General features: G+C 70.1%; 23 protein-coding genes. 13 read left to right on the forward strand and 10 right to left on the reverse strand.

The window, feature by feature from the left end:
- The first annotated feature begins 98 nt into the window (after nucleotides 1-98).
- The 4 genes from ACLQ26_RS03960 to ACLQ26_RS03975 are packed head-to-tail and all read left to right on the forward strand — an operon-like array spanning nucleotide 99 to nucleotide 4,037.
- Nucleotides 99-1,025: an ABC transporter permease gene (locus tag ACLQ26_RS03960; RefSeq protein WP_007465043.1), complete on the forward strand. Its 927-nt coding sequence runs from the start codon at nucleotides 99-101 to the stop codon at nucleotides 1,023-1,025.
- Nucleotides 1,018-1,977: an ABC transporter permease gene (locus tag ACLQ26_RS03965; protein WP_007465041.1), complete on the forward strand. Its 960-nt coding sequence runs from the start codon at nucleotides 1,018-1,020 to the stop codon at nucleotides 1,975-1,977. The genes ACLQ26_RS03960 and ACLQ26_RS03965 overlap by 8 nt, the downstream gene beginning before the upstream one ends.
- 25 nt (nucleotides 1,978-2,002) lie before the next feature.
- Entirely contained in the window at nucleotides 2,003-3,031 is a 1,029-nt protein-coding gene (locus ACLQ26_RS03970; protein WP_039909015.1) for an ABC transporter ATP-binding protein, read from the forward strand.
- Nucleotides 3,024-4,037, forward strand: coding sequence for an ABC transporter ATP-binding protein (locus ACLQ26_RS03975; RefSeq protein ID WP_425743104.1), 1,014 nt, complete (start codon nucleotides 3,024-3,026; stop codon nucleotides 4,035-4,037). The genes ACLQ26_RS03970 and ACLQ26_RS03975 overlap by 8 nt, the downstream gene beginning before the upstream one ends.
- A 194-nt stretch (nucleotides 4,038-4,231) precedes the next feature.
- Here ACLQ26_RS03975 and ACLQ26_RS03980 read toward each other — a convergent pair whose 3' ends face one another.
- The gene (locus ACLQ26_RS03980; protein WP_425743105.1) at nucleotides 4,232-4,618 is read right to left on the reverse strand and encodes a chorismate mutase; all 387 of its coding nucleotides are present in this window, start codon (nucleotides 4,616-4,618) and stop codon (nucleotides 4,232-4,234) included.
- A gap of 314 nt (nucleotides 4,619-4,932) precedes the next feature.
- Here ACLQ26_RS03980 and pcrA point away from each other — a divergent pair, with 314 nt between their 5' ends.
- Nucleotides 4,933-7,338 carry a DNA helicase PcrA gene (pcrA, locus tag ACLQ26_RS03985; protein ID WP_425743106.1) on the forward strand — a complete coding sequence of 802 codons (2,406 nt, stop codon included), beginning with the start codon at nucleotides 4,933-4,935 and terminating at the stop codon, nucleotides 7,336-7,338.
- Between the two features lie 86 nt (nucleotides 7,339-7,424).
- Here pcrA and ACLQ26_RS03990 read toward each other — a convergent pair whose 3' ends face one another.
- Nucleotides 7,425-8,192, reverse strand: coding sequence for a M23 family metallopeptidase (locus ACLQ26_RS03990; protein ID WP_425743107.1), 768 nt, complete (start codon nucleotides 8,190-8,192; stop codon nucleotides 7,425-7,427).
- Nucleotides 8,193-8,465: 273 nt separating this feature from the next.
- On the reverse strand, nucleotides 8,466-9,173 hold the full coding sequence (locus tag ACLQ26_RS03995) for a M23 family metallopeptidase (protein WP_425743108.1): 708 nt from the start codon (nucleotides 9,171-9,173) through the stop codon (nucleotides 8,466-8,468).
- Nucleotides 9,174-9,600: 427 nt separating this feature from the next.
- Between ACLQ26_RS03995 and ACLQ26_RS04000 the strand changes: the two genes are divergently transcribed.
- The 3 genes from ACLQ26_RS04000 to sucD all read left to right on the forward strand — a co-directional run bounded on the left by ACLQ26_RS04000 (nucleotide 9,601) and on the right by sucD (nucleotide 12,509).
- Nucleotides 9,601-10,005 (forward strand): cobalamin B12-binding domain-containing protein, encoded by a 405-nt coding sequence (locus ACLQ26_RS04000; protein ID WP_203178796.1) that lies wholly within the window; start codon nucleotides 9,601-9,603, stop codon nucleotides 10,003-10,005.
- Between the two features lie 435 nt (nucleotides 10,006-10,440).
- Nucleotides 10,441-11,619 carry an ADP-forming succinate--CoA ligase subunit beta gene (sucC, locus tag ACLQ26_RS04005; RefSeq protein WP_007465023.1) on the forward strand — a complete coding sequence of 393 codons (1,179 nt, stop codon included), beginning with the start codon at nucleotides 10,441-10,443 and terminating at the stop codon, nucleotides 11,617-11,619.
- A gap of 2 nt (nucleotides 11,620-11,621) precedes the next feature.
- Nucleotides 11,622-12,509: a succinate--CoA ligase subunit alpha gene (gene sucD / locus ACLQ26_RS04010; RefSeq protein WP_425743109.1), complete on the forward strand. Its 888-nt coding sequence runs from the start codon at nucleotides 11,622-11,624 to the stop codon at nucleotides 12,507-12,509.
- A gap of 63 nt (nucleotides 12,510-12,572) precedes the next feature.
- Here sucD and ACLQ26_RS04015 read toward each other — a convergent pair whose 3' ends face one another.
- Nucleotides 12,573-12,833: a DUF4190 domain-containing protein gene (locus tag ACLQ26_RS04015; protein WP_363680290.1), complete on the reverse strand. Its 261-nt coding sequence runs from the start codon at nucleotides 12,831-12,833 to the stop codon at nucleotides 12,573-12,575.
- A gap of 200 nt (nucleotides 12,834-13,033) precedes the next feature.
- Between ACLQ26_RS04015 and ACLQ26_RS04020 the strand changes: the two genes are divergently transcribed.
- Entirely contained in the window at nucleotides 13,034-14,353 is a 1,320-nt protein-coding gene (locus ACLQ26_RS04020) for a DUF6350 family protein (RefSeq protein WP_425743110.1), read from the forward strand.
- A 166-nt stretch (nucleotides 14,354-14,519) separates the two neighbouring features.
- Here ACLQ26_RS04020 and ACLQ26_RS04025 read toward each other — a convergent pair whose 3' ends face one another.
- Nucleotides 14,520-15,107 carry a DUF4190 domain-containing protein gene (locus tag ACLQ26_RS04025; protein ID WP_344354619.1) on the reverse strand — a complete coding sequence of 196 codons (588 nt, stop codon included), beginning with the start codon at nucleotides 15,105-15,107 and terminating at the stop codon, nucleotides 14,520-14,522.
- A gap of 207 nt (nucleotides 15,108-15,314) precedes the next feature.
- Between ACLQ26_RS04025 and purN the strand changes: the two genes are divergently transcribed.
- Both purN and purH read left to right on the forward strand, forming a co-directional pair.
- Complete coding sequence (gene purN / locus ACLQ26_RS04030) at nucleotides 15,315-15,935, forward strand: phosphoribosylglycinamide formyltransferase (RefSeq protein WP_266246093.1); 621 nt, start codon at nucleotides 15,315-15,317, stop codon at nucleotides 15,933-15,935.
- Nucleotides 15,932-17,503 carry a bifunctional phosphoribosylaminoimidazolecarboxamide formyltransferase/IMP cyclohydrolase gene (purH, locus tag ACLQ26_RS04035; RefSeq protein ID WP_425743111.1) on the forward strand — a complete coding sequence of 524 codons (1,572 nt, stop codon included), beginning with the start codon at nucleotides 15,932-15,934 and terminating at the stop codon, nucleotides 17,501-17,503. The genes purN and purH overlap by 4 nt, the downstream gene beginning before the upstream one ends.
- Nucleotides 17,504-17,564: 61 nt before the next feature.
- On the opposite strand, the gene ACLQ26_RS04040 is transcribed toward purH, so the two are convergent.
- The 5 genes from ACLQ26_RS04040 to ACLQ26_RS04060 all read right to left on the reverse strand — a co-directional run bounded on the left by ACLQ26_RS04040 (nucleotide 17,565) and on the right by ACLQ26_RS04060 (nucleotide 23,448).
- Nucleotides 17,565-18,599 carry an ABC transporter ATP-binding protein gene (locus tag ACLQ26_RS04040; RefSeq protein WP_425743112.1) on the reverse strand — a complete coding sequence of 345 codons (1,035 nt, stop codon included), beginning with the start codon at nucleotides 18,597-18,599 and terminating at the stop codon, nucleotides 17,565-17,567.
- A complete protein-coding gene (locus tag ACLQ26_RS04045; RefSeq protein ID WP_363680280.1) occupies nucleotides 18,583-19,611 on the reverse strand; it encodes an ABC transporter ATP-binding protein in 1,029 nt (342 codons plus the stop codon). The genes ACLQ26_RS04040 and ACLQ26_RS04045 overlap by 17 nt, the downstream gene beginning before the upstream one ends.
- Before the next feature lie 66 nt (nucleotides 19,612-19,677).
- Nucleotides 19,678-20,634: an ABC transporter permease gene (locus ACLQ26_RS04050; RefSeq protein WP_425743113.1), complete on the reverse strand. Its 957-nt coding sequence runs from the start codon at nucleotides 20,632-20,634 to the stop codon at nucleotides 19,678-19,680.
- A gap of 72 nt (nucleotides 20,635-20,706) precedes the next feature.
- Nucleotides 20,707-21,645, reverse strand: a complete 939-nt coding sequence (locus tag ACLQ26_RS04055; protein ID WP_425743114.1) for an ABC transporter permease — start codon at nucleotides 21,643-21,645, stop codon at nucleotides 20,707-20,709.
- Between the two features lie 201 nt (nucleotides 21,646-21,846).
- Entirely contained in the window at nucleotides 21,847-23,448 is a 1,602-nt protein-coding gene (locus tag ACLQ26_RS04060) for a peptide ABC transporter substrate-binding protein (RefSeq protein WP_425743115.1), read from the reverse strand.
- Nucleotides 23,449-23,892: 444 nt separating this feature from the next.
- On the opposite strand from ACLQ26_RS04060, the gene ACLQ26_RS04065 reads away from it, so the two are divergent.
- Both ACLQ26_RS04065 and ACLQ26_RS04070 read left to right on the forward strand, forming a co-directional pair.
- Nucleotides 23,893-24,753 carry a bifunctional methylenetetrahydrofolate dehydrogenase/methenyltetrahydrofolate cyclohydrolase gene (locus ACLQ26_RS04065; protein WP_344354624.1) on the forward strand — a complete coding sequence of 287 codons (861 nt, stop codon included), beginning with the start codon at nucleotides 23,893-23,895 and terminating at the stop codon, nucleotides 24,751-24,753.
- Nucleotides 24,754-24,881: 128 nt separating this feature from the next.
- Nucleotides 24,882-25,832, forward strand: a complete 951-nt coding sequence (locus ACLQ26_RS04070; RefSeq protein ID WP_425743116.1) for a malate dehydrogenase — start codon at nucleotides 24,882-24,884, stop codon at nucleotides 25,830-25,832.
- Nucleotides 25,833-26,044 lie beyond the last annotated feature (212 nt).

Consider the following 26,044-nt stretch of genomic DNA (forward strand, 5'->3'; position numbering starts at 1 on the left):
CGGGGCCGTTCCGCGAGTGGGTGCTACAACACTCCACTCGCCACGTTGTCACCACCGTGTCGGCCGTCCGACGCGCCCCCTGTCTGGAGGACCACCCCATGGGCCGTTATCTGTTGAGACGGCTGCTCCAACTCGTGCCGGTCTTCATCGGCTCGACCTTCCTGATCTACTGGCTCGTCTGGTCCGTCCCCGGCGATCCGTTCGCCGGCAAGTGCGGCGAGCGCCGCTGCCCCGACCAGTACGTCGCGTACATGACCGAGAAGTACCACCTGGACCAGAACGTCTTCGTGCAGTACGGCAACTACATGAAGAACCTGCTCCAGGGCGACTTCGGCCAGACGTTCTCGCAGCGCGACATCGGCGACATCATCGCCACGGCGTACCCGAACACCCTGAAGCTGGCCCTGGTCGCGCTCGCCATCGAGGCCGTGATCGGCCTCGGCGCCGGCATCCTGACCGGTCTGCGCCGCAACGGCTTCCTGGACAACCTGGTCCTCGTCTCGACCCTCTTCCTGCTCGCGCTGCCGGTGTTCGTCGTCGGCTTCGTGCTGCAGTGGCTGCTGGGCGTGCAGTGGGGCATCGTCAAGCCGACCGTCTCGTCCGAGATGCGGTTCTCCGAGCTGATCGTGCCGGGCTTCGTGCTCGGTAGTGCGTCGGTGGCGTACATCGCCCGGGTGGCCCGAACGAGCATCGCGGAGAACCGCCGTGCCGACTACGTGCGCACCGCCATCGCCAAGGGCCTGCCGATGCGCCGGGTCGTGGGTGTGCACCTGCTGCGCAACTCGCTCATCCCGGTCGTCACCCTGCTCGGCACCGACCTCGGCGCCCTGATGGGCGGCGCGATCGTCACCGAGGGCATCTTCGGCATCAACGGGATCGGCCGCGAGGTCTACCGCGCGATCGTCACCAAGGAGAGCGCTACCGTGGTTGGCATCGTAGTGGTGCTGGTGGTCGTCTATCTGTTGATGAACCTGCTGGTCGACCTGCTCTACGCCGCCCTGGACCCGAGGATCCGTTATGAGTGACCCAAGCACCGCATCGATCGTCAGCACCCCTGCCGCGCAGCCGACCGACACCCCCGCCACCCCCGGGCCGCAGGGCAACGAGAAGCCTCGTGGCCTGCTCGGTGACGCCTGGCGGGACCTGCGCCGCAAGCCGCTTTTCTGGATCTCGGCGACGATCATCGTCATCTTCCTGTTGATGGCGGCCTTCCCGTCGCTGTTCGCCCCGGGCGACCCGGTCAACGGAGCGCTCTCGCGCAGCCTCAACAAGGCGTCCGGCGACGCGTGGTTCGGGTACGACCTGCAGGGCCGGGACGTCTACGCCCGGGTCATCTACGGCGCCCGTGCCTCCATCGTGGTCGCCGTGCTCTCCGTGGTCGGCACCCTGCTGGTCGGCGGCTTCATGGGCATCATCTCCGGCTATCTCGGTGGCTGGGTCGACACGATTCTCAGCCGGGTCGCGGACGTGTTCTTCGGAGTGCCGTTCGTGCTCGGCGCGATCGTCATCCTGACCACGTTCAACGGTTCGGGCAGCAGCAACAGCAAGGCCGAGATCATGGGCCTGGTGATCATTTCGTTGATCGTGCTGAGCTGGCCGGTCGTGATGCGGTTGATGCGCTCCTCGGTGCTCTCCACCAAGGAGGCCGACTACATCGTGGCGGCGCGCGCGCTCGGTGCCGGCAGCGGCCGGATCATCCTGAAGCACCTGCTGCCGAACTGCCTGGCCCCGCTGCTGGTCTACGGCACGATCATGGTCGGCTCGTTCATCGGCGCCGAGGCAACCCTGTCGTTCCTGGGTGTCGGCCTGAAGTCGCCGGTGGTGTCCTGGGGCATCATGATCAGCGAGGGCAAGGATTTCATCCGGGTCGCGCCGGGGCTCGTGTTCTTCCCCGCCGCATTCCTCGTCGCCGCGGTGCTGAGCTTCGTGATGCTCGGTGAAGCGGTCCGCGAGGCCCTCGATCCGAAACTCCGCTAGGGGAGATCCAGTGTCCGACATTCTCGTGTCTGAGCAGTCCGCGCCGGGATCCGGCGGGTCCGGGCGCCCCTCCGGCCGGCTGCTCGAGGTCGACGACCTGCGGGTGGAGTTCCGTACCCGGGACGGCGTCGCAAAGGTCATCAACGGGGTCACGTACCACGTCGACGCGGGGGAGACCCTCGCCGTGCTCGGCGAGTCCGGCTCCGGTAAGAGCGTCACGGCGCAGACGATCATGGGCATCCTCGACACGCCCCCCGGCTTCGTCACCGGTGGGCAGGTCCGCTTCCACGGAAAGGACATGCTCCGCATGTCCGCCGAGGAGCGCCGCCGCATCCGCGGTGAGGGCATCGCGATGATCTTCCAGGACGCGCTGTCCGCCCTGAACCCGGTCTTCACCGTCGGGTTCCAGATCGCCGAGCAGTTCCGGGTTCGGCGGGGCCTCGGTCGCGCGGAGGCCAAGAAGCGCGCGATCGAGATGCTCGACCAGGTCAAGATCCCGAACGCCAAGGGCCGGTACAACAACTATCCGCACCAGTTCTCCGGCGGTATGCGGCAGCGCGCGATGATCGCGATGTCGCTGGCGCTCGACCCCGAGGTGCTGATCGCGGACGAGCCCACCACCGCGCTCGACGTGACCGTGCAGGCCCAGATCATGGACCTGCTCGCGGAGCTTCAGCGTGAGCGGCAGATGGGCATGATCCTGATCACCCACGACCTCGGCGTGGTCGCCGACGTCGCGGACCGGATCGCCGTCATGTACGCGGGCCGGATCGTCGAGGAAGCCGACGTGTACGACCTGTACGCCAAGCCGGCGCACCCGTACACGCTGGGTCTGATCGACTCGATTCCGCGTCTTGACGAGAAGGGGCAGCAGCTCCGGACGATCAAGGGCCTCCCGCCGAACCTGATGAACATCCCGCCGGGCTGCCCGTTCAACCCGCGCTGCCCCATGGCTCAGCCGGTGTGCCGGGAGAAGGTGCCCCCGCTGCTTCAGGTGGGCCCCGCCCGGGCCAGCGCCTGCCACTTCGCCGAGGAGCTGGTGAACCGTGTCTGAGAACATCCTCGAGGTCACTGACCTGGTCAAGCACTACCCCGTCACCCAGGGTGTGGTGTTCAAGAAGACCGTCGGTCAGGTCAAGGCCGTCGACGGGGTCTCGTTCGGTCTGCGGTCCGGAGAGACGCTCGGCGTCGTCGGCGAGTCCGGCTGCGGCAAGTCGACCCTCGCCCGGGTTCTGATGAACCTGGAGAAGCCGACCGCCGGCAGCGTGGTCTACAAGGGCCAGGACATCTCCAAGCTCTCCGGTGGAGCGCTGCGTCGGCTGCGTCGGCAGATCCAGCTGGTCATGCAGGACCCGTACACCTCGCTCAACCCCCGGATGACTGTCGGCGACCTCATCGGGGAGCCGTTCGAGATCCACCCGGAGGTGGCACCCCGGGGCAGCCGTCGGGCCAAGGTCCGCGAGTTGCTCGACCTGGTCGGGCTCAACCCGGAGCACATCAACAGGTACCCGCACCAGTTCTCCGGCGGTCAGCGTCAGCGCATCGGCATCGCCCGTGCGCTCGCGCTGCGGCCCGAGGTGATCGTCTGCGACGAGCCCGTCTCTGCGCTTGACGTCTCCATCCAGGCGCAGGTGATGAACCTGCTGGAGAAGCTGCAGACCGAGTTGGGGCTCTCGTACATCTTCATCGCCCACGACCTGTCGGTGGTCCGCCACCTGTCGGACCGGGTGGCGGTGATGTACCTCGGCAAGATCGTCGAGATCGGCACCGAGGACGAGATCTACGAGCGGCCGACCCACCCGTACACCCAGGCGCTGCTCTCGGCGGTGCCGGTGCCGGACCCGACCCAGCGGAACAACAAGACGATCATCCGGCTCACGGGTGACGTGCCGTCGCCGATCAGCCCGCCCTCGGGCTGCCGGTTCCGGACCCGCTGCTGGAAGGCGCAGGAAGTCTGCGCCGAGCAGGTCCCACTGCTGGAGATCCGGCGCGACTCGGACCACCCGAGCGCCTGCCACTTCGCGGAGCGGCGAGAGATCGTCGCCACCCACGAGGCGTGAGTCACCGGAACCGCCTGCCGACGTCACCACGACGACGGCAGGCGGTTTCGTCTGTCCGGGGTGCCTGAGCAGGCCGCCACGCTCCCGCGCCGCCGGTCGGCCCGCCCGAGCCGCCGGCGGCCCACCGGGGCGTCAGAGCGGCCCGCGGTCCACCGGCGGGGCGTCAGAGCGGCCCACGGCCCACCGACGGGGCGTCAGAGCGGCCCGCGGCCCGCGCGCAGAAGCAGCAGCGCCAGTTGGGTGCCGTCGGCTCCCAGCGCAACCCGGAAGCGCTCCAGGATGTCCCGTTCCCGGGAGAGCACCAGGCGGGTTCCGCCGGATGCCATCCGGGTCGCCCCGACCTCCTGCGACAACGCGGCCCGCTCCTGCCAGAGCGCGATCAACGCGTGGTCGATCTCGTCGATCCGTTCCCTGATCTGCACGATCCGCGCGGCGGCGGTCGGCTCCACGGTGCCGGTCCGTGCCTCGGCCGGGTCGTCGCTTCGCGTCGAAGGGACCTCCGGTGCGCCACCGCCCACCGAGGGCTGGCCCGCCTCCGGGCCGGCCGGACCGCCGTTCTGCTCCACCACGTCTGTCATCATCGGGTACCTCTCGCGCTGTGGTGCCCGGTGCCCGGAACCCGGGACGAAAAAGCCCCGGGCTCCAGGAGCCCGGGGCATTTCGTAGGTCTGTCGATCAGGCGCGACCTACGGCAGCCGGACTCCCGGTGCCGTAGTAAAAGTAGTAGCGCGCAGCGATCACGCCGTCGAGTATGCCCACGCCGATGGCCGGTGCGCAAGGATTCACGCGCAAAAGGGCGGCTCGGCCCCGCACCCGGAGGCACCGGCGAGACGGCCCGCCCCGGCGGACGGCGCGGTCGGGAAGTGTCCGGCCGGCGGCATAGACTTGTCGCGCGATGCATCCTCTCTTCGACATTCCCGCGTCCCCGCCCGCGCCGGAGTCCGCGCCGGCCCGTCCGCACCGGCCCGGGTCGGCCTCCGCCCGCCTCGACCCGCAGCAGCTCCTGGCCGGCCTGAACGGGCCGCAGCGCGACGCCGTCAGCCACGCCGGTTCCCCGTTGCTGATCGTTGCCGGTGCGGGGTCCGGCAAGACGCGGGTGCTCACCCACCGGATCGCCTACCTGCTCGCCGCACGGGACGTGCATCCCGGTGAGATCATCGCCATCACCTTCACCAACAAGGCGGCCGGCGAGATGAAGGAGCGGGTCGCCGCGCTGGTCGGGCCACGGGCCCGACTGATGTGGGTGTCGACGTTCCACTCGGCGTGCGTCCGCATCCTGCGCGCCGAGCACGAGCACGCCGGCCTCAAGTCGACGTTCTCGATCTACGACGCGGACGACTCCCGGCGACTGATGCAGCTGGTCACCCGCGAGCTGGATCTCGACCCGAAGCGCTACCCGGCGCGTGGTCTGGCCGCCCAGGTCTCCAACCTCAAGAACGAGCTGGTCGACCCGGAGCAGTTCGCCGCGCGGGCCAGCGGGCCCAATGAGCGGGCGCTCTCCGAGGCGTACACGCTCTACCAGCGCCGGCTGCGCGAGGCCCACGCGCTGGACTTCGACGACCTGATCATGACGACGGTGCACCTGCTCCAGTCCCATCCGCACGTCGCGGAGAGCTACCGGCGACGGTTCCGGCACGTGCTGGTCGACGAATACCAGGACACCAACCACGCCCAGTACGTCCTGATCAAGGAGCTGGTCTCCGGCACCGACGGGCTGGAGCCGGCCGAGCTGTGCGTGGTCGGTGACGCCGACCAGTCGATCTACGCCTTCCGGGGCGCGACGATCCGCAACATCCTGGAGTTCGAGCGGGACTTCACCGACGCGCGGACGATCCTGCTGGAGCAGAACTACCGCTCCACCCAGACCATCCTCAACGCCGCCAACGCGGTGATCGACCGGAACACCTCCCGCAAGCCGAAGCGGCTGTGGAGCGAGGCCGGCGACGGCGAGCGGATCGTCGGCTACGTGGCCGACACCGAACACGCCGAGGCGGACTGGGTGGGCCGGGAGATCGACCGGCTGGTCGACGCCGACGAGACCCGGCCCGGCGACGTCGCGGTCTTCTACCGCACCAACGCCCAGTCCCGTGTCTTCGAGGAGGTGTTCATCCGCGCCGGCCTGCCGTACAAGGTGGTCGGCGGGGTGCGCTTCTACGAGCGCAAGGAGGTCCGCGACGCTCTCGCGTACCTGCGCTCCGTGGTCAACGACGACGACACGGTGAGCCTGCGGCGGGTGCTGAACACTCCCCGCCGGGGGATCGGCGACCGCGCGGAGGCGTGCGTCGAGGCGCTGTCCAGCCGTGATCGGATCTCCTTCGGCGCGGCGCTGCGCCGGGCCCGGGAGGCGCCCGGCATCTCCACCCGGGCGGCCAACGGCATCGGTGACTTCGTGGCGCTGCTCGACGGCGCGCGGGAGCTGGCCGAGACCGGCACCCCGGAGGAGGTGCTGGAGGCCCTGCTGACCCGCTCGGGCTACCTCACCGAGTTGGAGGAGAGCCTGGACCCGCAGGACGCGGGCCGGGTGGACAACCTCCAGGAGTTGGTAAGCGTCGCCCGGGAGTACACCGAGCGGATCGAGGCGACCGGCGCCGACGGCGAACGGGCCACCGTGGCGGGTTTCCTGGAGCAGGTCGCGCTGGTGGCCGACGCCGACCAGATCCCCTCCGACGATCCCGACCACCAAGGCGTCGTCACGCTCATGACGTTGCACACCGCCAAGGGCCTGGAGTTCCCGGTGGTCTTCCTGACCGGGCTGGAGGACGGCGTCTTCCCGCACCTGCGCTCGCTCGGCGACACCCGCGAGCTGGAGGAGGAGCGCCGACTGGCGTACGTCGGCATCACCCGCGCCCGGCAGCGGCTCTACCTCTCGCGGGCCGTCACCCGCTCGGCGTGGGGGCAGCCCTCCTACAACCCGCCGTCGCGGTTCCTGGAGGAGCTGCCACCGGAGCTGGTGCGCTGGGAGCGCACCGAGGGGTCGTACACCTCGTGGGCCGGCGGGGGCGGCGGCGTCGGCGGGCGCGCGGACCGCGCGCCCGGCGGACGCGGCACCTTCACCGGGGGTACGCCGAAGGCGGCGCAGCTTGCCCAGCGGCTCGGCGTGGACGCCAGCCGGTTGACCACGGCCAGTGAGCTGCCGCAGGGGCCGAAGGTGGCTGCTGGCGACCGGGTCAACCACCAGCGCTACGGGCTGGGGCGGGTGCTGGCCGTGGAGGGGCACGGCCCGGGCGCCCGCGCGCAGATCGACTTCGGCGACCAGACCATGTGGCTGGTGCTGCGCCACGCCCCGGTCGACAAGCTCTGACACCGAGGAGGCGGTCCACTCCACATCGCCGACATGGGGGCATCCGAACTCCCGGACACCCCCACATCGGCGACTTGACGCCAGGCTCAGCAGCCCAGGTCGACGCCGTGCGCGCGCATGAAGGGCGCGGGGTCGATCTGGTTCCACATGCCCTGGTGCACCTCGAAGTGCAGGTGCGGGCCCGTGGCGTCGCCCGTGGCGCCCTCGTAGCCGATCACCTGGCCGGCCTTGACCTTCTGCCCGACGGTGACCGCGATGCGGCTCTGGTGGGCGTAGTGGGTCAGGTAGCCGTTGCCGTGGTCGATGAAGACGGAGTTGCCGTACCCGTCGGCGGCGTCACCGGCCTGGGTGACCGTGCCTGCGGCCGCGGCGTGGATGGGGGTGCCCGAGGGCAGCGCCAGGTCGATCCCGGCGTGCAGGGTGCCCCAGCGCTGGCCGTAGCAGGAGGTGACCGAGGCGCCCGGCATCGGGTCGACCCAGGCGGCCGTCGGCCTGGTGGTCTTCTTCGGCTTCGGCTTCGGCTTCGCGGTGGCCGTCTTCGTCGGTGTCGGGCTCGCGCTTGCCGTCGACGGGCTCACGGTCGGGCTGGCGGACGGGGAGGCCGGCGCGCTCGACTCGCGGACCGAGCGGTCGGCCCGGCCGGCGGCGTCGGCGCGGGACTGGGCGTCGAGCGAGACGGCGGTGGGCGCCGGCCGGTCGGGGCCGGAGGTGGCGACGGCGACCCCGCCCAGGCCGAGGGCGACCAGCGCGGCCGCGCCGGCCACGATGAGGCGGTTCCGTCGGCGGCCACCTCGCGGCTGCTCGACGGTGGTGTCGGGGGTGTTCTCGTTCTGGACGGGGCTGTCTTCCTGCACGGCGGACCTTCACAGTCGAGGGGCACTTGACCTCGAAATATTGGTGTCGGGCCGAGCCGGACGACAGCCCGGGACCCGGTACCGGGATCGTGGGCCGCAGACCGGCTGACCGGGTATACGCCGGTCTGATGCGGTCCGTCCGGAAAAGTGATCATGTGTTGCCGTGCCGTCGGTCACAGTCCGTCCTGTGATCCAGCAGACATCCGTCGGACGGGGACAACGAAAAACCGCCCGGATCGGCAGATCCGGGCGGTCAACGATCAGTACGCAGAGTCAGGAAGCCGCTGCGTCGGGGTAGATTGCCTCGACTTGCAGCTTGATGTCCACTCCGCGGTCCTGCAGGTACGGAACGGGGTCGATCGGCGCGCCCTTGACATGCAGCTCAAGGTGCAGGTGGGTGCCGTACGCGTGGCCGGTCTGACCCACCAGGCCCAGCTGGTCGCCCGCCTTGACCTGCTGGCCCTCCTTGACGCTGAGCGCGGAGGAGTGGCCGTAGATGGCCTCGCTGCCGTCGGTGTGCTGGACGATGACCGCGTAGCCGTAGCCACCGAACCAGCCGGCCTTGGTGACCAGCCCGTCGTGGACCGCCACGTACGGCGTGCCCTCGGGGACGACCAGGTCGACGCCTGTGTGCAGCTTGCCCCACCGCATCCCGTACGGGGAGTTGAAGTCGTAGCCCTGCAGCGGCAGCATCCAGACCTCGGGCTCGGCCGCAACCTTGGTGCGGCTGTCCCGGGAGGCGCGCTCGGCGTTGTCCGCGCGGGCCGCGACGTCCTGACTGGTGACCGACGCCTGCTTGAGCTCGTCGAGCACCGTCGGGCTGACGTCCTTGGCGTCCGGCAGGGCCGACGCGCCAAGCGCGACGATGCCCGCGCCGACGAAGGCGGTGGTGACGACGGCCGCGTAACGGCTACGCGGTGGGGTGGGTACGCGGCGGCGACCGCGATATCGATCGGGCTCAGACGACAGGCGCTGGCGCACGCACACCCTCCGTTGTCGGGGTTCCGAGGCGGCCGATGGACGTCCGTGAAGCTCTGGTGAACGTCTGCCGACCGCGTCGTCACCCGTCCATGGACCTGATGACAACCGTGGACACGTTAGCCAACCACCAGGCGAGTCACAAGCCAGAGCGCAGAATTGGCGTGTCGATCTGTCCGTTTGCGTCCAAGATTGTCATGCATCGCGCCGTCGAACGGTGCCCCCGTAACCACCCGTTCGTCGCCGAGCGTGACCGATCCGGCGGAGTCGTCCGGCTTGACGCCGGGACCCGGCTAAGGAGGTGAAGCAGGCGACACCCCGACGTCGGCGGAATGTCGGACGTGTTTCCGGCCCGGATTTCCCGGCTCCGGCCGGCCGGGTTACCGTTCGTTCAGGTGAAGGCCGTGGAGCCGGTGAAAGGTGTGCGCTGATGAGCTCTCGTATTCGGGTCGTCGTCGCGAAGCCCGGTCTGGACGGCCACGACCGTGGCGCGAAGGTCGTCGCACGTGCCCTGCGCGACGCGGGGATGGAGGTCGTCTACACCGGCCTGCACCAGACGCCCGAGCAGATCGTGGAGACGGCCATCCAGGAGGACGCCGACGCCGTCGGTCTCTCCGTCCTCTCCGGCGCGCACATGACGCTCTTCCGTCGGGTGTTGGAGTTGCTCGGTGAGCGGGACGCCCGCGACATCGTGGTGTTCGGCGGGGGCATCATCCCCAACGGCGACATTCCCGAGCTGGAGAAGCTGGGCGTCGCGAAGATCTTCACGCCGGGCGCCACCACTCAGGCGATCGTCGAGTGGGTCCGGCAGAACGTGGCGCAGCCTGTCGCCTGAGGCCGCGGCCGATCCGCTGCGCTGACCCGGATTTTGGGCACGGGGGAGGGGCCGGACGCACCCCTCACACGTCCGGCCCCTCTATGCACGATGCCCCGCCGCCACCCCTCGACCGACAGGGCATCGGCCGTATCCCGTCTTTGCGCTGCTCAGCGCGCCGACACCTGACTCAACGACGCCCCGACGGGCGGGTTACGGACCCCCGGCAACATCGCCCGGACGGTTGATGCCGCCCGCGGCGCGGCCGGAATCGGCCGCAGTCGGCACCCGGTTGTGCATTACCGCACACCGTGCACCCGCTCGGTTGCCGGCGGTGCCCGCATCGCTAGGCTGCCGCCAATGGCCTGTTTCAACTGATGACAGGCGTCAAACTGTTTTCTGAACGCTGGTGGCGGCGCGACGGCGCGCCGCGGAGACGGGACGGGACGCGCAATCGTGGACCTGTACGAGTACCAGGGGCGGGACCTGTTCGAGCGGCACGGCTTGCCCGTGCTGGCCGGCGGCGTCGCCACTACCCCGGAAGAGGCCCGTGCGATCGCCGAACGCCTCGGCGGTCGCGTGGTCGTCAAGGCGCAGGTGAAGGTCGGCGGCCGAGGTAAGGCCGGCGGCGTCAAGCTGGCCGAGGGCGCCGAGGAGACGGTGGCTCGCGCCACCGACATCCTCGGCATGGACATCAAGGGTCACACCGTCCACAAGGTCATGATCACCGTGACCGCCGACGTGGCCGAGGAGTACTACTTCTCGTACCTGCTCGACCGAGCGAACCGCACCTTCCTCTGCATCGCCAGCGTGGCCGGCGGTATGGACATCGAGCAGGTCGCCGCCGACACCCCGGACCGGGTCGTGAAGGCGCCGATCGACGCCAACACCGGCGTCGACGAGGCCAAGGCGCGGGAGATCGTCACCGCCGCCGGCTTCCCGGCCGAGGTCGCCGACCAGGTCGTCGAGGTGGCCGTCGGCCTGTGGCAGGCGTTCGTCGCCGAGGACGCCACCCTGGTCGAGGTCAACCCCCTCGCGAAGAACGGTGACGGGCGGCTGCTGCTGCTCGACGCCAAGATCACCCTGGACGAGAACGCCGCGTTCCGGCACCCGGACCACGAGGCCCTGGTCGACCAGGCCGCCGTGGACCCGCTGGAGCAGGCCGCCAAGGCCAAGGACCTCAACTACGTCAAGCTCGACGGCGAGGTCGGCATCATCGGCAACGGCGCGGGTCTGGTCATGTCGACCCTCGACGTCGTCGCGTACGCCGGTGAGCGGCACGGCAACGTCAAGCCTGCCAACTTCCTCGACATCGGCGGCGGCGCGAGCGCCGCGGTGATGGCGAACGGGCTGGAGATCGTGCTCTCCGACCCGGCAGTGAAGAGCGTCTTCGTCAACGTCTTCGGCGGCATCACCGCCTGCGACGAGGTCGCCAACGGCATCATCCAGGCGCTCGCCCTGCTGGAGCAGCGCGGCGAGAAGGTCACCAAGCCGCTCGTCGTCCGGCTCGACGGCAACAACGCCGAAGCTGGCCGGGCGATCCTGGACGGCGCGAACAACCCGCTCGTACAGCGGGTGGACACCATGGACGGCGCGGCCGAGCGGGCCGCCGAGCTGGCAGCTGCGGGGGTCTGATCATGGCTATCTGGCTGACCAAGGACTCGAAGGTCATCGTTCAGGGGATGACCGGCTCCGAGGGCTCCAAGCACACCCGGCGGATGCTCGCCGCCGGCACCAACGTCGTCGGCGGCGTCAACCCGCGCAAGGCGGGCCAGAAGGTCGACTTCGACGGCACCGAGCTGCCGGTCTTCGCGTCCGTGGCGGACGCCATGGCCGAGACCGGGGCCGACGTCACGGTCATCTTCGTACCGCCGCAGTTCACCAAGGCCGCCGTGGTCGAGGCGATCGACGCCGCGATTCCGCTGGCCGTGGTGATCACCGAGGGCGTACCGGTGCACGACACCGCCGCGTTCTGGGCGTACAACCTCGCGCAGGGCGAGCGGACCCGGATCATCGGGCCGAACTGCCCCGGCATCGCCTCGCCGGGCGCCTCCAACGCCGGCATCATCCCGGCCGACATCACCGGCACCGGCCGCATCGGCCTGGTCAGCAAGAGCGGCACGCTTACCTACCAGATGATGTACGAGCTGCGTGACATCGGCTTCTCCACCTGCGTCGGCATCGGCGGCGACCCGATCATCGGGACCACGCACATCGACGCCCTGAAGGCGTTCGAGGCCGACCCGGAGACCGACGCCATCGTGATGATCGGTGAGATCGGCGGCGACGCCGAGGAGCGGGCCGCCGAGTTCATCAAGGGCAACGTCACCAAGCCGGTGGTCGGCTACATCGCCGGCTTCACTGCGCCTCCCGGCAAGACCATGGGTCACGCCGGGGCGATCATCTCCGGCTCGGCCGGCACCGCCGAGGCGAAGCAGGCGGCGCTCGAAGCCGTCGGCGTCAAGGTCGGCAAGACGCCTACCGAGACCGCGAAGCTGATGCGGGAGATCATGTCCGGCAGCTGAGCCGGCACGACAACAGCGAAGGGGTCGACCAGAACTGGTCGGCCCCTTCGTCGTACCGCCGGGTCAGTCGTTGTTCCAGAACGGGTAGTTGCCGGTGAGACGCAGGATCGAGCCGCCGATGATGTTGATCACGCCGAACACGATGGCGAGGTACCCGAGGACCGGCGACTGGCCGTTGCGCCGCGCGTCGCGCAGCGACAGGTAGCCGAAGATGATGCCCAGGATGCCGCAACAGATCAGGCCCAGGACGATGCCCAGCACGCCCCAGAGGGTGGTGCGGTCGCGGCCCCTGGCCGGCGGGGGTGGCGGGTATGCGGACGTCACGGGTGCCTCCGGGCGGTCGTGGGCGGCGGGCCTACCCGGGCCGCGACCGGTGGATGCGACCCGGTTGGCGCGACGGCCACCCCCTCTGGCCCGACGCTAGACCCGACGGGGCCACCCCGACCCCGGTTCGCCCAACTCGCCGCCGTCGGGGGCGGGTTAACGGACTGCCACCGCCCGCGCGACGTGCCAGAGTAGAGCGGATGTCCCCCGTCACCCCTGACCCACCCCGCCGTGCCGGCGGCGTACGCGCCGACGACCGGCCGGTCGACCGCGCCGCGCCGCGCCGGCGGGTGCCCGCACCGCGCGCCGGTGAGTCGCCGCGTGGGCGCGCGCCACTGCCCGTCGCCGCCGGGGTGGCAGCCGTCGGGGCGGCCCTCACGTCGTACCTGCCGGTCGCCATCGTGCTCGGCCTGGTCCAGCTCGGCGCGGATTCCACCACGCTGGGCGGCACTCTGCGCACCGCGCTGGCCGGTTGGCTGGTGGGGCACGGCGTACCGCTGCACACCGAGGCGGGCCCGTTCGGGCTCGCCCCGCTGGCGCTGACCGTCCTCGCGATCTGGCGACTGACCCGGGCCGGCGTGCACGTGAGCCGCGCGATCGGCGCCCGCGACACCCGCTCACCGCGCCGCGCGCTGCTCGCCGCCGGAGCGGTGGGCCTGGCGTACGCACTGCTCGGCGCGCTCGCCGCGGTGCTGATCGGCGCGGGCGGGCCGCAGGTGTCCCCGGTGCGGGCGGCGGCCACGTTCGCGGTGGTCGGCACGCTCGGCGCGCTGGTCGGCGCGATCCGGGTCACCGCCGTGACCCGACTGCTCGTCACCCGGATACCCGGCCCGCTGCGCGACGGCGTACGCACCGGGCTGGTGGCCGCGCTCCTCCTGCTCGGGGCGGGCGCCGGGGCGGCCGGCCTGGCCGTGGCCACCGGTGGCGGTGACGCGGCGGACATGATCGGCGCGTACCGGACCGGGGTGGCCGGGCAGGCCGGGATCACCCTGGTCAGCACGGCGTACGCGCCGAACGCCGCAGTGTGGTCGACAAGCTATCTGCTCGGGCCGGGCTTCGCGGTCGGCGTCGATACGGCCGTGCGTACCAGTGAGGTGTCGGTCGGCGCGCTGCCGGCCGTACCGTTGCTCGCCGGTCTGCCGCGCGGCCCGGTGGACGGGCTCGGCGCCCTGCTGCTCGCGGTGCCGGTGCTGGCCGGGATGGTCGCCGGCTGGTTGCTCGCTCGCCGGCTGGCCCGGTCCGACGGGCCGGAGCGCCCACCGCGGCGCTGGGCGGAGCTGTTGGCGCCGGCGGCGCTGGCCGGTCCGGTGGCCGGCGTGCTGCTCGGCGTCGCCGCCGCGGCCTCCGGTGGCCCGCTCGGCGGGGGGCGGCTGGCGCAGCTCGGGCCGGTGGCCTGGCAGGTCGGCGCCGTGGCGGCAGGTGTCGTCGCGGCCGGCGCGCTACTCGGTGCCGCCGCCACCCGGGCGCTCGCCCGGAGCCCGCGCCCCGCCGCGACACCGCCGGTCCGCCCCGGCGCCTGACCCCCGCCGGCACGACGGCCAACGGCGAACAGCGGCCCGTTGAACGGCGGCGGCCCGGCGAACGGCGGCGGCCCGGCGAACAGCGGCGGCCCGGCCGACGGTGGTGCGGAGACGGCGCGGGGCGCCCCGGACGGATCCGGAGCGCCCCGTCGGGAGCAGAGTTGACTCAGGGCTCGGTCGGCAGGCTGAAGGTCCCGACGATGTTCAGGACGAGCAGCAGGATGCCCAGGCCGACACCGACCGCGCCGCAGATCAGGCCGGCCTTGGCCTGGCCGGCGTTGCTGGCCTGGCCCTGGGCGACCTTCTGCTTGGCGAGGTAACCGGTCACCACACCCGCTATGCCGACTGGAATGCCCAGGAAGACGCAGCAGACCAGCGGGATCGACGCGATGCCGAGGATCATCGACACCAGGCCCAGGGTGTTGTTCTGGCCCTGCTGCTGGGGGTAGCCGGCGTTCGGGTACGTCGGGGCGCCGTAGGGCTGCTGCTGGCCGTACGGGGCCTGCGGTGCGCCGTACGGGTCCTGCGGCTGCTGGCCGTATGGAGCGCCGGGCTGCTGGCCGTACGGCGCCGCCGGCGGCTGGCCGTACGGCTGGCCCGAGGTGGGCTGGCCGTAGGGCTGACCCGAGGTGGGCTGCTGGCCGTACGGGGCGGCCGGCGGCGGGGCGTACGGGTCGTGCGGCGGCTGGGGTGCGGTCGGGTCCTGGTTGGGCTGCTGGCCGTACGGGTCCTGACCGGGGTTGCCGGGCTGCATTCGAGAAGCTCCTTGGACTGGTTCCGTCAGTTGCTGCTGTTGTTCCCATCCATGATCGCGGTCAGACCTCCTCAGGCACAGCACAGCAGTGCGACGACATACCACGCAATATCCCTGATAACCGCCCACTTCGCCCGTCGGTCACTGTCACAGATCGGCGAACCGCCCAACCGAGGGGCGTCCTGACCTGCCCGATAGGGTGGCCCGGTGACCGAGCCCGCGTCTGTCGCCCGCATCGTCGTTCTCATCTCCGGCTCCGGGAGCAACCTGCAGGCCCTGCTGGACGCCGCAGTCGACCCCGCGTACGGCGCGCAGGTCGTCGCGGTAGGCGCGGACCGCGACGGCATCGCGGGCCTGGACCGGGCCGACGCGGCGGGGGTGCCGACGTTCGTCGAGCGGGTCCGCGACCATGACACGCGGGAGGACTGGGACGTCGCGCTCACCGCGCACGTCGCCAAGCACCAGCCCGACCTGGTCATCTCCGCCGGTTTCCTCAAGCTGGTCGGCCCGCACTTCCTCGCCGCCTTCGGTGACCGCTACCTGAACACCCACAACACCCTGCTGCCGGCGTTCCCCGGCATCCACGGTCCGCGTGACGCCCTCGCCTACGGCGTGAAGCTCACCGGGGCCACGCTCTTCTTCGTCGACGCCGGCATGGACACCGGGCCGATCGTGGCGCAGGTCGCGGTGCCGGTGCTCGACGACGACGACGTCGACGCGCTCACCGAGCGCATCAAGGAAGCCGAGCGCCGCCAGCTCGTCGAGCAGGTCGGTCGGCTGGTCCGCGAAGGCTGGACCATCACCGGAAGGAAGGTCACGGTTCCGTGAGTCCCACTCAGGACGGGCGCCGCCCGATTCGGCGGGCGCTGGTCAGCGTCTACGACAAGACCGGGCTGGTCGAGCTGGCCCAGGCCCTGCACGCGGCCGGTGTGGAGATCGTGTCCACCGGCAGCACGGCGAGCACCATCGGCGCCGCCGGGGTTCCGGTGACGCCTGTGGAGACGGTGACCGGCTTCCCCGAGGTGCTCGACGGCCGGGTGAAGACCCTGCACCCGAAGGTGCACGCAGGTCTCCTCGCGGACCTGCGCAAGGACACCCACGTGACACAGCTCGACGAGCTGGGCGTGGCCGCGTTCGACCTGCTGGTCTCCAACCTCTACCCGTTCCAGGCGACAGTCGCCTCCGGCGCCGGCGTCGAGGAGTGCGTGGAGCAGATCGACATCGGTGGCCCGGCCATGGTGCGGGCCGCCGCGAAGAACCACGCCTCGGTGGCGGTACTCACCGACCCGGCCGCCTACCCGGCGCTGCTCGGCGCGCTCGACGAGGGTGGCTTCACGCTGGCCCAGCGTCGCGCGTTGGCCGCCCGAGCGTTCGCCGACATCGCCGAGTACGACGTCGCGGTGGCCCAGTGGTGCGCCCGGGAGCTGGCGCCTGCCGACGACTCCTGGCCGACGTTCGTCGGGTCGGCGCTGCGCAAGTCGACGGTGCTGCGCTACGGGGAGAACCCGCACCAGCCCGCCGCGCTCTACACCGACCCGGACGCCCCGGCAGGGCTGGCCCAGGCCGAGCAGCTGCACGGCAAGGAGATGTCCTACAACAACTACGTCGACGCCGACGCCGCCTGGCGGGCCGCGAACGACTTCGCCGACCAGCCGGCCGTGGCGATCATCAAGCACGCGAACCCGTGCGGGATCGCGGTGGGCGCGGACGTCGCCGAGGCGCACCGCCTGGCGCACGACTGCGACCCGGTGTCGGCGTTCGGCGGCGTGATCGCGGTCAACCGCCCGGTCTCGGTCGAGATGGCCCGGCAGGTGGCCGACATCTTCACCGAGGTGGTGGTCGCCCCCGGCTTCGACGAGGGTGCGGTCGAGGTGTTGCAGGGCAAGAAGAACATCCGACTGCTGCGCGCGCCGGCCTGGACCCCGTCGCTCGTGGAGTTGCGACAGGTGACCGGGGGCGTGCTGGCCCAGGTGGCCGACCGGGTGAACGCCTCCGGCGACGACCCGGCGAACTGGCAGTTGGCCACCGGCGAGGCAGCCGACGAGGCGCTGCTGCGCGACCTCGCGTTCGCCTGGCGGGCCGTCCGCGCGGTGAAGAGCAACGCGATCCTGCTCGCCAAGGACGGCGCCACCGTCGGGGTCGGCATGGGTCAGGTCAACCGGGTCGACTCCGCGCAGCTCGCGGTCACCCGCGCCGGCGCCGACCGCGCGCGGGGTTCGGTAGCGGCCTCCGACGCGTTCTTCCCGTTCGCCGACGGCCCGCAGATCCTCATCGACGCCGGCGTCCGCGCGATCGTCCAACCCGGCGGCTCGATCAGAGACGAAGAGGTAATCGAAGCGGCCCGAAAGGCAAGCGTCACGATGTACCTAACGAAAACCCGCCACTTCTTCCACTGACCTGGGTTGATCATGGGGTTGACGGGCCCGAGCCGGACGAAACGGCCCGTCAACCCCATGATCACCGCGCGGTTGTGGGGCGGAGTTCGGCGAAGTGGCAGGCCGACGGGTGCGGGTCGGCTGCCCGGGGAACCGTCTGGGGATCTTCCTTGGCGCAGATGTCCTGGGCCTTCCAGCAGCGGGTCCGGAAGTGGCAGCCGCTCGGCGGGTCGGCCGGGCTCGGCACGTCGCCGACCAGCCGGATCATGTTGCGCTGGTCGCGTACCTCCGGGTCCGGCACCGGCACCGCCGACAGCAGTGCCTGGGTGTACGGGTGGGTGGCACGCTCGTAGATCTCGTCCTCGGTGCCGATCTCGACGATCCGACCGAGGTACATGACCGCCACCCGGTCGGCGATGTGCCGGACCACGGACAGGTCGTGCGCGATGAAGATGTACGACAGCCCGAACTCGTCCTGGAGCTGCTCCAGCAGGTTGATCACCTGGGCCTGGATGGAGACGTCAAGCGCCGAGACGGGCTCGTCGCAGACGATCACCTCGGGCCGCAGCGCGAGCGCGCGGGCGATGCCGATGCGCTGACGCTGACCGCCGGAGAACTGGTGCGGGTACCTGTTGATGTGTTCCGGGTTGAGCCCGACGACGTCCAGCAACTCCTGGACCCGCCTGGCCTTGCTGCCCTTCGGCGCGGCGTCCGGGTGGATCTCGAACGGCTCGCCGATGATGTCGCCGACTGTCATCCGAGGGTTCAGCGAGGTGTACGGGTCCTGCATGACCATCTGCATGTTGCGGCGCAGCCGGCGTAGCTCCGACCCGGAGGCCTTGAACAGGTCCTTGCCCTCCAGGGTGGCCCGCCCGGAGGTGGGCGTCTCCAACCGCATCAGCAGCCGGGCGAGCGTGGACTTGCCGCAGCCGGACTCGCCGACCACGCCCAGCGTCTCGCCCCGGCGCAGCTCGAAACTCACGCCGTCGACGGCCTTGACCGCGCCGATCTGCCGCCGGAACAGCACGCCCTGACTGATCGGGAAGTGCTTCACCAGGTTGTCGACGGAGAGGATGGTCTCGCCCCGGACCTTGGTGGAGCTAGCGGGCGCTGTCATCACGAACCTCCTGCGCGAAGTGGCAAGCGCTGGTCCGGCCGTCGCCGAGGACCAGGTCGTGCGGCACCACGTCCACGCAGACCTGCTGGACGTACGGGCACCGGGGGTGGAAGGGGCAGCCGGAGGGGATGCGCATCAGGTTCGGCGGCAAACCCTTGATCGTCGACAGTTCCTGGCCGCGGACGTCCATCCGCGGGATCGACTCCAACAACCCCTTGGTGTACGGGTGGGCAGGCGCCCGGTAGAGCGAGCGGACGTCGGCGTGCTCGACGATCCGGCCCGCGTACATGACGGCGATCCGGTCCGCGACACCGGCGACGACACCCAGGTCGTGGGTGATCAGGATCATCGCCATGTTGAGGTCCCGGCGCAGGTCGGCCAGCAGGTCCATGATCTGGGCCTGCACGGTGACGTCGAGCGCGGTGGTGGGCTCGTCGGCGATCAGCACCTTCGGGTCCAGCGCCAGCGCCATGGCGATCATGACGCGCTGCCGCATGCCGCCGGAGAACTGGTGCGGATAGTCGCCGATCCGCTTGGCGGCCCCCGGAATCTTGACCAGGTCCATCAGCTCGACGGCCCGCCGGCGGGCGTCGCCCCGGGACATGCCGGAGCGCTGGCGCAGCGTCTCGCCGATCTGCCAGCCGACCGGGAAGACCGGGTTCAGCGCGGAGAGCGCGTCCTGGAAGATCATCGCGATCTCCTTGCCGCGGACCTGCCGGCGCTGCTCCTCGGACGCCGTGAGCAGGTCCTGACCCCGGTAGAGGATCTGGCCGGAGCGGACGAACGCGGGCGGGGTGTCCAGGATGCCCATGATCGCCTGCGCGGTGACCGACTTGCCGGAGCCGGACTCGCCGAGCACCGCGAGGGTCTCACCGGCGTCCAGGTGGTACGACACGCCGTTGATGACCCGGGCCACGCCCTCGTTGGTCCGGAACTCGACGTGCAGGTCCCGCAGTTCCAGCAGGTGGCCGCCCTCGGGCGTGGCGGAGGCGGGCGTCGGATCAACGGTCATGGCTGTGCCTGCCTTTCGCTCGCGACTGTGGGGCCCGCTTCAACCACTCCTCGTGCTCGCATGAGGTCACCGCAGCTTCGGGTCGAAGGCGTCACGGATCGCGTCGCCGAGCATGATGAACGCCAGCACGGTCAGCGCGAGGAAGGCCGACGGGACGATCAACGGCGTGGCCGCCTCCCGCATGTGGATGCGGCCGGTGTCGATGTCCTGGCCCCACGAGATGGTCGGTGCCTTGAGGCCGATGCCCAGGAAGGAGAGCGTCGCCTCGGCGGCGATGAACGAGCCGAGCGCGATGGTCAGCACGACGATGGCCGGGGCGAGCGAGTTCGGCAGGATGTGTCGCCACATGATCCGGCCGTTGCCGGCGCCGAGCATCCGGGCCGCCGCCACGTAGTCCTGCTCCTTGGCGGTGATCACCGAGGAGCGCACCACCCGGGCGGCGGTGGTCCAGCCCAGGATGGCCAGCACGAAGATCACCGCGGCGATGCGCGCGTTGTCGCTGTCGCTGGACACCCGCTTGAGCAGCACGATCGCGGCCAGCAGCAGCGGGATGCCGAGCACCACGTCGATCACCCGGGAGAGCACGGCGTCTACCCAGTGGCCGAAGTACCCGGCCAGCATGCCGACGACAAGCGCGATGATGCCGGTGCCGAGCGCGGCGAGCGCGCCGACCAGCAGCGAGGCCCGCGTGCCGTAGACGGCCCGGGAGTACGTGTCGCAGCCCTGGAAGTCGTACCCGAAGATGGCCCCGCCGGACGGCCCGGCGTGCTGCCGGGACAGTAGGCAGTCGTTCGGGTTGTTGGCGGTGAACACACCGGGGGCCAGCGCCATCGCGGTGAAGATGACGACAAGTGCCAGCGAGATCCAGAAGATCGGGTTGCGGCGCAGGTCGCGCCAGGCGTCGCCGGCCAGGCTGCGCGGCTTGTTCGCGGCGCCTACCTGGTTGGGCGTGCCCGGCTCGCCCGAGGGGCCACGCCGGGCGGCCTGGTTCTCGCTGGCCGCCACCGTTTCAAAGTCACTCATGCCGGCACCTCGCTGCGCTCGGCGCCGGCATGAGAGCCCAGGCACGCTGCGCTGATGATTCGTTCGCTGCGCTCACTCATAGCGGATCCTCGGGTCGAGTACGGCGTACAGGACGTCCACCACCAGGTTCGAGACCAGGTAGACCACGACGAGCACGCTGACGATGCCCACCACCAGGGGGCCGTCCTCGGTGCGGATGCCGCGGAAGAGGTTGAAGCCCACGCCGGGGATGTTGAAGACGCCCTCGGTGATGATCGCGCCGCTCATGAGGTTGCCCAGTTCGACACCGAGGAAGGTGACCACCGGGATGAGCGAGTTGCGCAGCACGTGGACGGTGACGATGCGGCGCTTGACCAGGCCCTTGGACCGCGCGGTCCGGACGTAGTCGGCGCGCAGGTTCTCGGCCACCGAGGTACGGGTCAGCCGCAGCGCGGTCGCCAGGGACAGTGATCCGAGCACGATGCCCGGCAGCAGCAGCGCGTAGAACGTCGGCTGGGAGCCGGCGGTGGGCGGGAAGAGCTGCCACTTGACGCCCAGGAAGTACTGGGCGAGCGGCGCCAGCACGATTGTCGGGATGCCCAGCACCAGCAGGGTCAGCACCAGCGTCGAGTTGTCGAAGATGCTGGCCCGGCGGATGCCGGCGACCACACCGGCGCTGACTCCGAAGATGATCGCCACGGCGAGCGCGATGAGCGCGAGCTTGAGGGTGACCGGCCAGGCCGCCTGCAGGATGTCACCGATCGAACGGCCGGTCAGTGACTGGCCGAGGTCGCCCTGGAGCAGGCTCTTCACGTAGTCGAAGTAGCGGTAGAAGAAGCCGCCGACGCCTGTCGCGTCGAGGTGGTACTTCTCCGTCAGGTAGGCCCGCTGGGCCGCGGTCACCGGTCGTTCGCCCGCGAGGGCCTGGATGGGGTCGCCCTGGCCGGCGAACATCAGCGCGTAGACGATCAGGGTGGTCCCGAAGAACGCCAGGACCATCTGCAGTAGGCGCCGCAAGATGTAGCGGAACATGCTTAGCAGTCTCTCCGGAAATATGCGAAAGGGTCGCAGGACGGCATCTCTGGTCGTACCCGAAATATCTCCAGACGTGCCGTCCGGCCCGGGGGAGGCCGGCGCCACCGACGCGCCGGGCCGCATGCGGGCCCGCGCCGGATAGCGCGGTCCGGGCCACCCGGGCGTCGTCGCCCGGGTGACCCGCAACCGTTGGTCAGCTCAGCTGGCCGCTTCGATCTTGACGAGGTTGACCCGCTGGAACAGGTCCATCTGCACGTTCTTGACCTTGGACGAGTGGCCGAACACGTTCTCGCCGAAGCGGAGCGGGATCACCGGCATGTCCTTGGCCAGGATGTCCTCCGCCTGCTGGTACTTGGCGATCGCCTCGTCCTGCGTCTTGGCGGCGGAACCCTCCTTGACGAGCTTGTCGAACTCCGGGTTGCTGTAGCCGTAGTAGTTCGACGAGCCGTTGGTGCTGTACAGCGGGCCGAGGTAGTCCTCCATGGTCGGGTAGTCCATGACCCAACCCATCCGGAACGCACCCACAGGCGTCTTCTTCTCGACCTTGGTCAGCAGGTCGGCGAACTTCGGCTCGGCGACACCGACGGCGTCGACACCCAGGTTGGCCTTGAGCTGGTTGACCGTGGCGTCGACCCAGTCCTTGTGACCGCCGTCGCCGTTGTAGGAGATGACGATCTTCTTCGGGCCGCCGGCGGCCTGGTAGAGCTTCTTGGCCTCGGTCGGGTTGAACTCGCCCGCCTTGCCCGCGGTGTTCTCCCGGTAGCCCGGCAGGACCGGCGAGACGAAGGAGCGCGCCGACTGCTGCGAGCCCTTGAAGACCGACTTGGTGATCTCGTCACGGTCGATCGCCATCGAGATGGCCTTGCGCACGTCCGGGTTGGCGTAGTCCTTGTCGAACGTCGGGAACGCGAGGAACTGGAACGACGACATCGGGCTGGTCTGGTACCGGTCGCCCAGGTCGGTCTGCGCGGTGCTCAGGCTCTCGCTCGGGATCGTGGGCAGCACGTCCAGGTTGTCCGCCAGGACGTCCGCGTAGGCCGCGGTGAGCTGCTGGTAGATCCGGAACTCGATGTCCTTCACCTTGGGCTTCTCGCCCGGGTACGCGTCGTAGCGCTCGACGTCGATCTTGCTGTCGTGCTGCCAGGTGCCCTTCATCTTGAAGGGGCCCTGCCCGATCGGCGCCTGCTCGTAGGAGTCCTTGAGCACGCCCGGGGCCGAGAACGCGGCCTCCGGCATCGGGTAGAAGGCGGTGTAACCGAGCATCGTGCGGAAGTCGATGTACGGCTCGGCCAGCGTCACGGTGAAGGTGAGGTCGTCGACCTTCTTCAGGCCGGTCATCTCCTTGGCCTTCGGCTCCTTGCCCTGCAGGTCCGGGTAGCCAGCGATCTTCTCGAAGAAGTAGTTGCTGTCCTGACCGTTGGGGGCGTACGCGCCGTAGTTCCAGGCGTTGATGTAGTCCTCGGAAGTCACCTTCTGGCCGTTGTGGAAGGTGAAGCCGTCCTTGAGCTTGATCGTCCAGACCTTGTTGTCGGACGAGGTGATCGACTGCGCGGCGACCTCGTACGGCTTGTTCTGGGCGTCGTAGTCGACGAGCGGGCTGAACAGGCCGGTGAGCACCTGCGCGCCAGCCGTCTCGGTGGTGTTTGTGGGAACCAGGTGCTTCGGCTCGCCGATCTGGATGCTGACCGCCGAACTGCCGCTGCCGCCGGATCCACCATCTCCGCCGCTGCCGCAGGCCGCGAGGCCCAGCGTCACCGCGAGCGGGAGGGCGGTCCAGGCGGCGAGTCTACGAACTCGCATTGAGCCTCCTCATCTCCTCACGCTGCGCAGTCAGGCCCGACGCTGGGTTTACGCTGCGCAACAAGCGGTAACGGTAGGTCGCGTTACCGGCCGTCGACAACGACCCGGTTGCGGGTGCGTAACGGTCCGAGGACGCCTTCCTTGCCGGGTGCCGCCGCGCGTGCTACCCCAAACGGGACGATCGGCGCTGAGCTGCACATTCACCGACGGCAAGAGGGTGGCGTGTGGCTGCCTGGGATGGTTTCGGCGGCCTCGGGTCAGCGGTCCGGTCCCGGCTGCGTTCGTGGGGTCCGACCGTTTTCCCGGTGAGGGATTACACAGAGTGTCACGCACAGTGATGAGAGACACGTGACTCATCGTTATCGTCGGCGATGATGGGGCCTCGGCGGCTGGCCGGAGCGAGGTCGCCGGATCGGCAGGTGCCGGACATGAGACGATCTGGTGGTGACGGCGACGGTTCTGGACGGCAAGGCGACCGCGGCGGAGATCAAGGACGAGCTGCGGATACGGGTGAAGGCTCTCGCGGAGCGCGGCATCACCCCCGGGCTCGGCACGGTCCTGGTCGGGGCCGACCCGGGCAGCCAGGCGTACGTCAACGGCAAGCACCGTGACTGCGCCGAGGTGGGCATCGCCTCGATCCGCCGGGAACTGCCGGCCGACGCCACGCAGCAGCAGGTCGACGACGTCCTGGCCGAGCTGAACGCCGACCCGGCGTGCCACGGCTACATCGTCCAGCTGCCGTTGCCCGCCCACCTGGACACCCAGCGGGTGCTGGAGCTGATCGACCCGGCCAAGGACGCCGACGGCCTGCACCCGGTCAACCTGGGTCGCCTCGTCCTCGGCTACGACGGTCCGCTGCCCTGCACCCCGCGCGGCATCGTCGAGCTGCTCCGTCGCCACGACGTGGCGCTGCGCGGTGCCACCGTGGCGGTCGTCGGCCGGGGCAACACGGTCGGCCGCCCGCTCGGTCTGCTGCTCACCCGCCGCAGCGAGAACGCCACAGTCACCCTGTGCCACACCGGCACGCTCGACCTCGCCTCGCACACGCGGGCCGCCGACATCGTGATCGTCGCGGCCGGCGTACCGGGGCTGTTGACCGCCGACATGATCAACCCGGGCGCGGTGGTCGTTGACGTCGGCATCACCCGGGTCATCGGCCCGGACGGCAAGGGCCGCTACACCGGCGACGTCGACCCCGAGGTGGCCGAGACGGCCGGCGCGCTGGTGCCGATGCCCGGCGGCGTCGGCCCGATGACCCGCGCCATGCTCCTCACCAACGTCGTGGAGCGTGCCGAGCGCGGCTGAGGCGTCGCGGCCGTCCCACGAGTGCTGTTCGCGTCCGTCCGGTCATAACTGTCCGCCCCTGGCCGGATCGGTGCCAGGATGGCTGATACGGTCCGGAAAACCGACTGGTATCAGGGAGTGGGACGACCATGGGTAAGAAGGTCACTGTCGTCGGGGCTGGCTTCTACGGCTCCACCACCGCACAGCGCCTGGCCGAGTACGACGTCTTCGACACCGTTGTGATCACCGACATCGTGGAGGGCAAGCCCGCGGGCCTCGCACTCGACCTCAACCAGTCGCGGGCCATCGAGGGCTTCGAGACCACTGTCGTCGGCGTGACCACCGGCCCGAACGGCGAGGGCTACGAGGCCATCGAGGGCTCCGACGTCGTCGTGATCACCGCCGGCCTGGCGCGTAAGCCGGGCATGAGCCGGATGGACCTGCTGGAGACCAACGCCAAGATCGTGCGGCAGGTCTCCGAGAATGTCGCCAAGTACGCCCCGAGCGCAGTCGTCATCGTCGTCTCCAACCCGCTCGACGAGATGACCGCCCTGGCGCAGATCGCCACCCAGTTCCCCAAGAACCGGGTGCTCGGCCAGGCCGGCATGCTCGACACCGCCCGGTTCAGCAACTTCGTCGCCGAGGCGCTCAACGTACCGGTGGCGTCGGTCCGCACGCTGACCCTGGGTTCGCACGGCGACACCATGGTCCCGGTGCCGTCCAGGAGCACCGTCAACGGCAAGCCGCTGCGCGACGCGATGCCGGCCGAGCAGATCGAGGAACTGGTCGTCAAGACCCGCAACGGTGGCGCCGAGGTGGTCGCGCTGCTCAAGACGGGTTCGGCGTACTACGCCCCGTCCGCCGCTGCCGCCCGGATGGCGAAGGCGGTAGCCGAGGACTCCGGCGACGTCATGCCGGTCTGCGCCTGGGTCGACGGCGAGTACGGCATCTCCGGCGTCTACCTGGGTGTCGAGGCTGAGATCGGCGCCGAAGGTGTTCGTCGGGTCGTCGAGACCGACCTGGACGCCGACGAGCGGGCCAGCCTCCTGGCCGCCGCCGAGGCCGTCCGCGCCAAGCAGGGCGACGTCGCCAGCATGTAGTGCCCGAACCAACCACGCGAAGGGCCCGCCGGCCAACCCGGCGGGCCCTTCGCTGTCCCCCAACCCCCACTGGTCCGTCTACCCACGGTTGATCATGAGGTTAACGAGGGTGATGGAGAGGTGGTTTCTAGGCTTCAGTGCAACTGATCTTGGTTGTGGTGGAGGTGCTGGTGGCGAGGCCTGGTGTGGTGACGTTCGGGCATCGGCAGGTG

Source organism: Micromonospora sp. DT43 (genome assembly GCF_049841645.1).
In the GTDB taxonomy this organism is placed as follows: domain Bacteria; phylum Actinomycetota; class Actinomycetes; order Mycobacteriales; family Micromonosporaceae; genus Micromonospora.

Bases quoted from the DNA above. Each gene is read 5' to 3' on its own strand.
- ACLQ26_RS04025 (WP_344354619.1), bottom strand. From the start codon at position 15,107: ATGCAGCCCGGCAACCCCGGTCAGGACCCGTACGGCCAGCAGCCCAAC.
- ACLQ26_RS04000 (WP_203178796.1), top strand. From the start codon at position 9,601: ATGAGCTCTCGTATTCGGGTCGTCGTCGCGAAGCCCGGTCTGGACGGC.
- ACLQ26_RS04060 (WP_425743115.1), bottom strand. From the start codon at position 23,448: ATGCGAGTTCGTAGACTCGCCGCCTGGACCGCCCTCCCGCTCGCGGTG.
- ACLQ26_RS04020 (WP_425743110.1), top strand. From the start codon at position 13,034: ATGTCCCCCGTCACCCCTGACCCACCCCGCCGTGCCGGCGGCGTACGC.
- sucD (WP_425743109.1), top strand. From the start codon at position 11,622: ATGGCTATCTGGCTGACCAAGGACTCGAAGGTCATCGTTCAGGGGATG.
- pcrA (WP_425743106.1), top strand. From the start codon at position 4,933: ATGCATCCTCTCTTCGACATTCCCGCGTCCCCGCCCGCGCCGGAGTCC.
- ACLQ26_RS04045 (WP_363680280.1), bottom strand. From the start codon at position 19,611: ATGACCGTTGATCCGACGCCCGCCTCCGCCACGCCCGAGGGCGGCCAC.
- ACLQ26_RS03965 (WP_007465041.1), top strand. From the start codon at position 1,018: ATGAGTGACCCAAGCACCGCATCGATCGTCAGCACCCCTGCCGCGCAG.
- ACLQ26_RS03960 (WP_007465043.1), top strand. From the start codon at position 99: ATGGGCCGTTATCTGTTGAGACGGCTGCTCCAACTCGTGCCGGTCTTC.
- ACLQ26_RS04070 (WP_425743116.1), top strand. From the start codon at position 24,882: ATGGGTAAGAAGGTCACTGTCGTCGGGGCTGGCTTCTACGGCTCCACC.
- ACLQ26_RS03980 (WP_425743105.1), bottom strand. From the start codon at position 4,618: ATGATGACAGACGTGGTGGAGCAGAACGGCGGTCCGGCCGGCCCGGAG.
- ACLQ26_RS04040 (WP_425743112.1), bottom strand. From the start codon at position 18,599: ATGACAGCGCCCGCTAGCTCCACCAAGGTCCGGGGCGAGACCATCCTC.
- ACLQ26_RS04050 (WP_425743113.1), bottom strand. From the start codon at position 20,634: ATGAGTGACTTTGAAACGGTGGCGGCCAGCGAGAACCAGGCCGCCCGG.
- ACLQ26_RS04055 (WP_425743114.1), bottom strand. From the start codon at position 21,645: ATGTTCCGCTACATCTTGCGGCGCCTACTGCAGATGGTCCTGGCGTTC.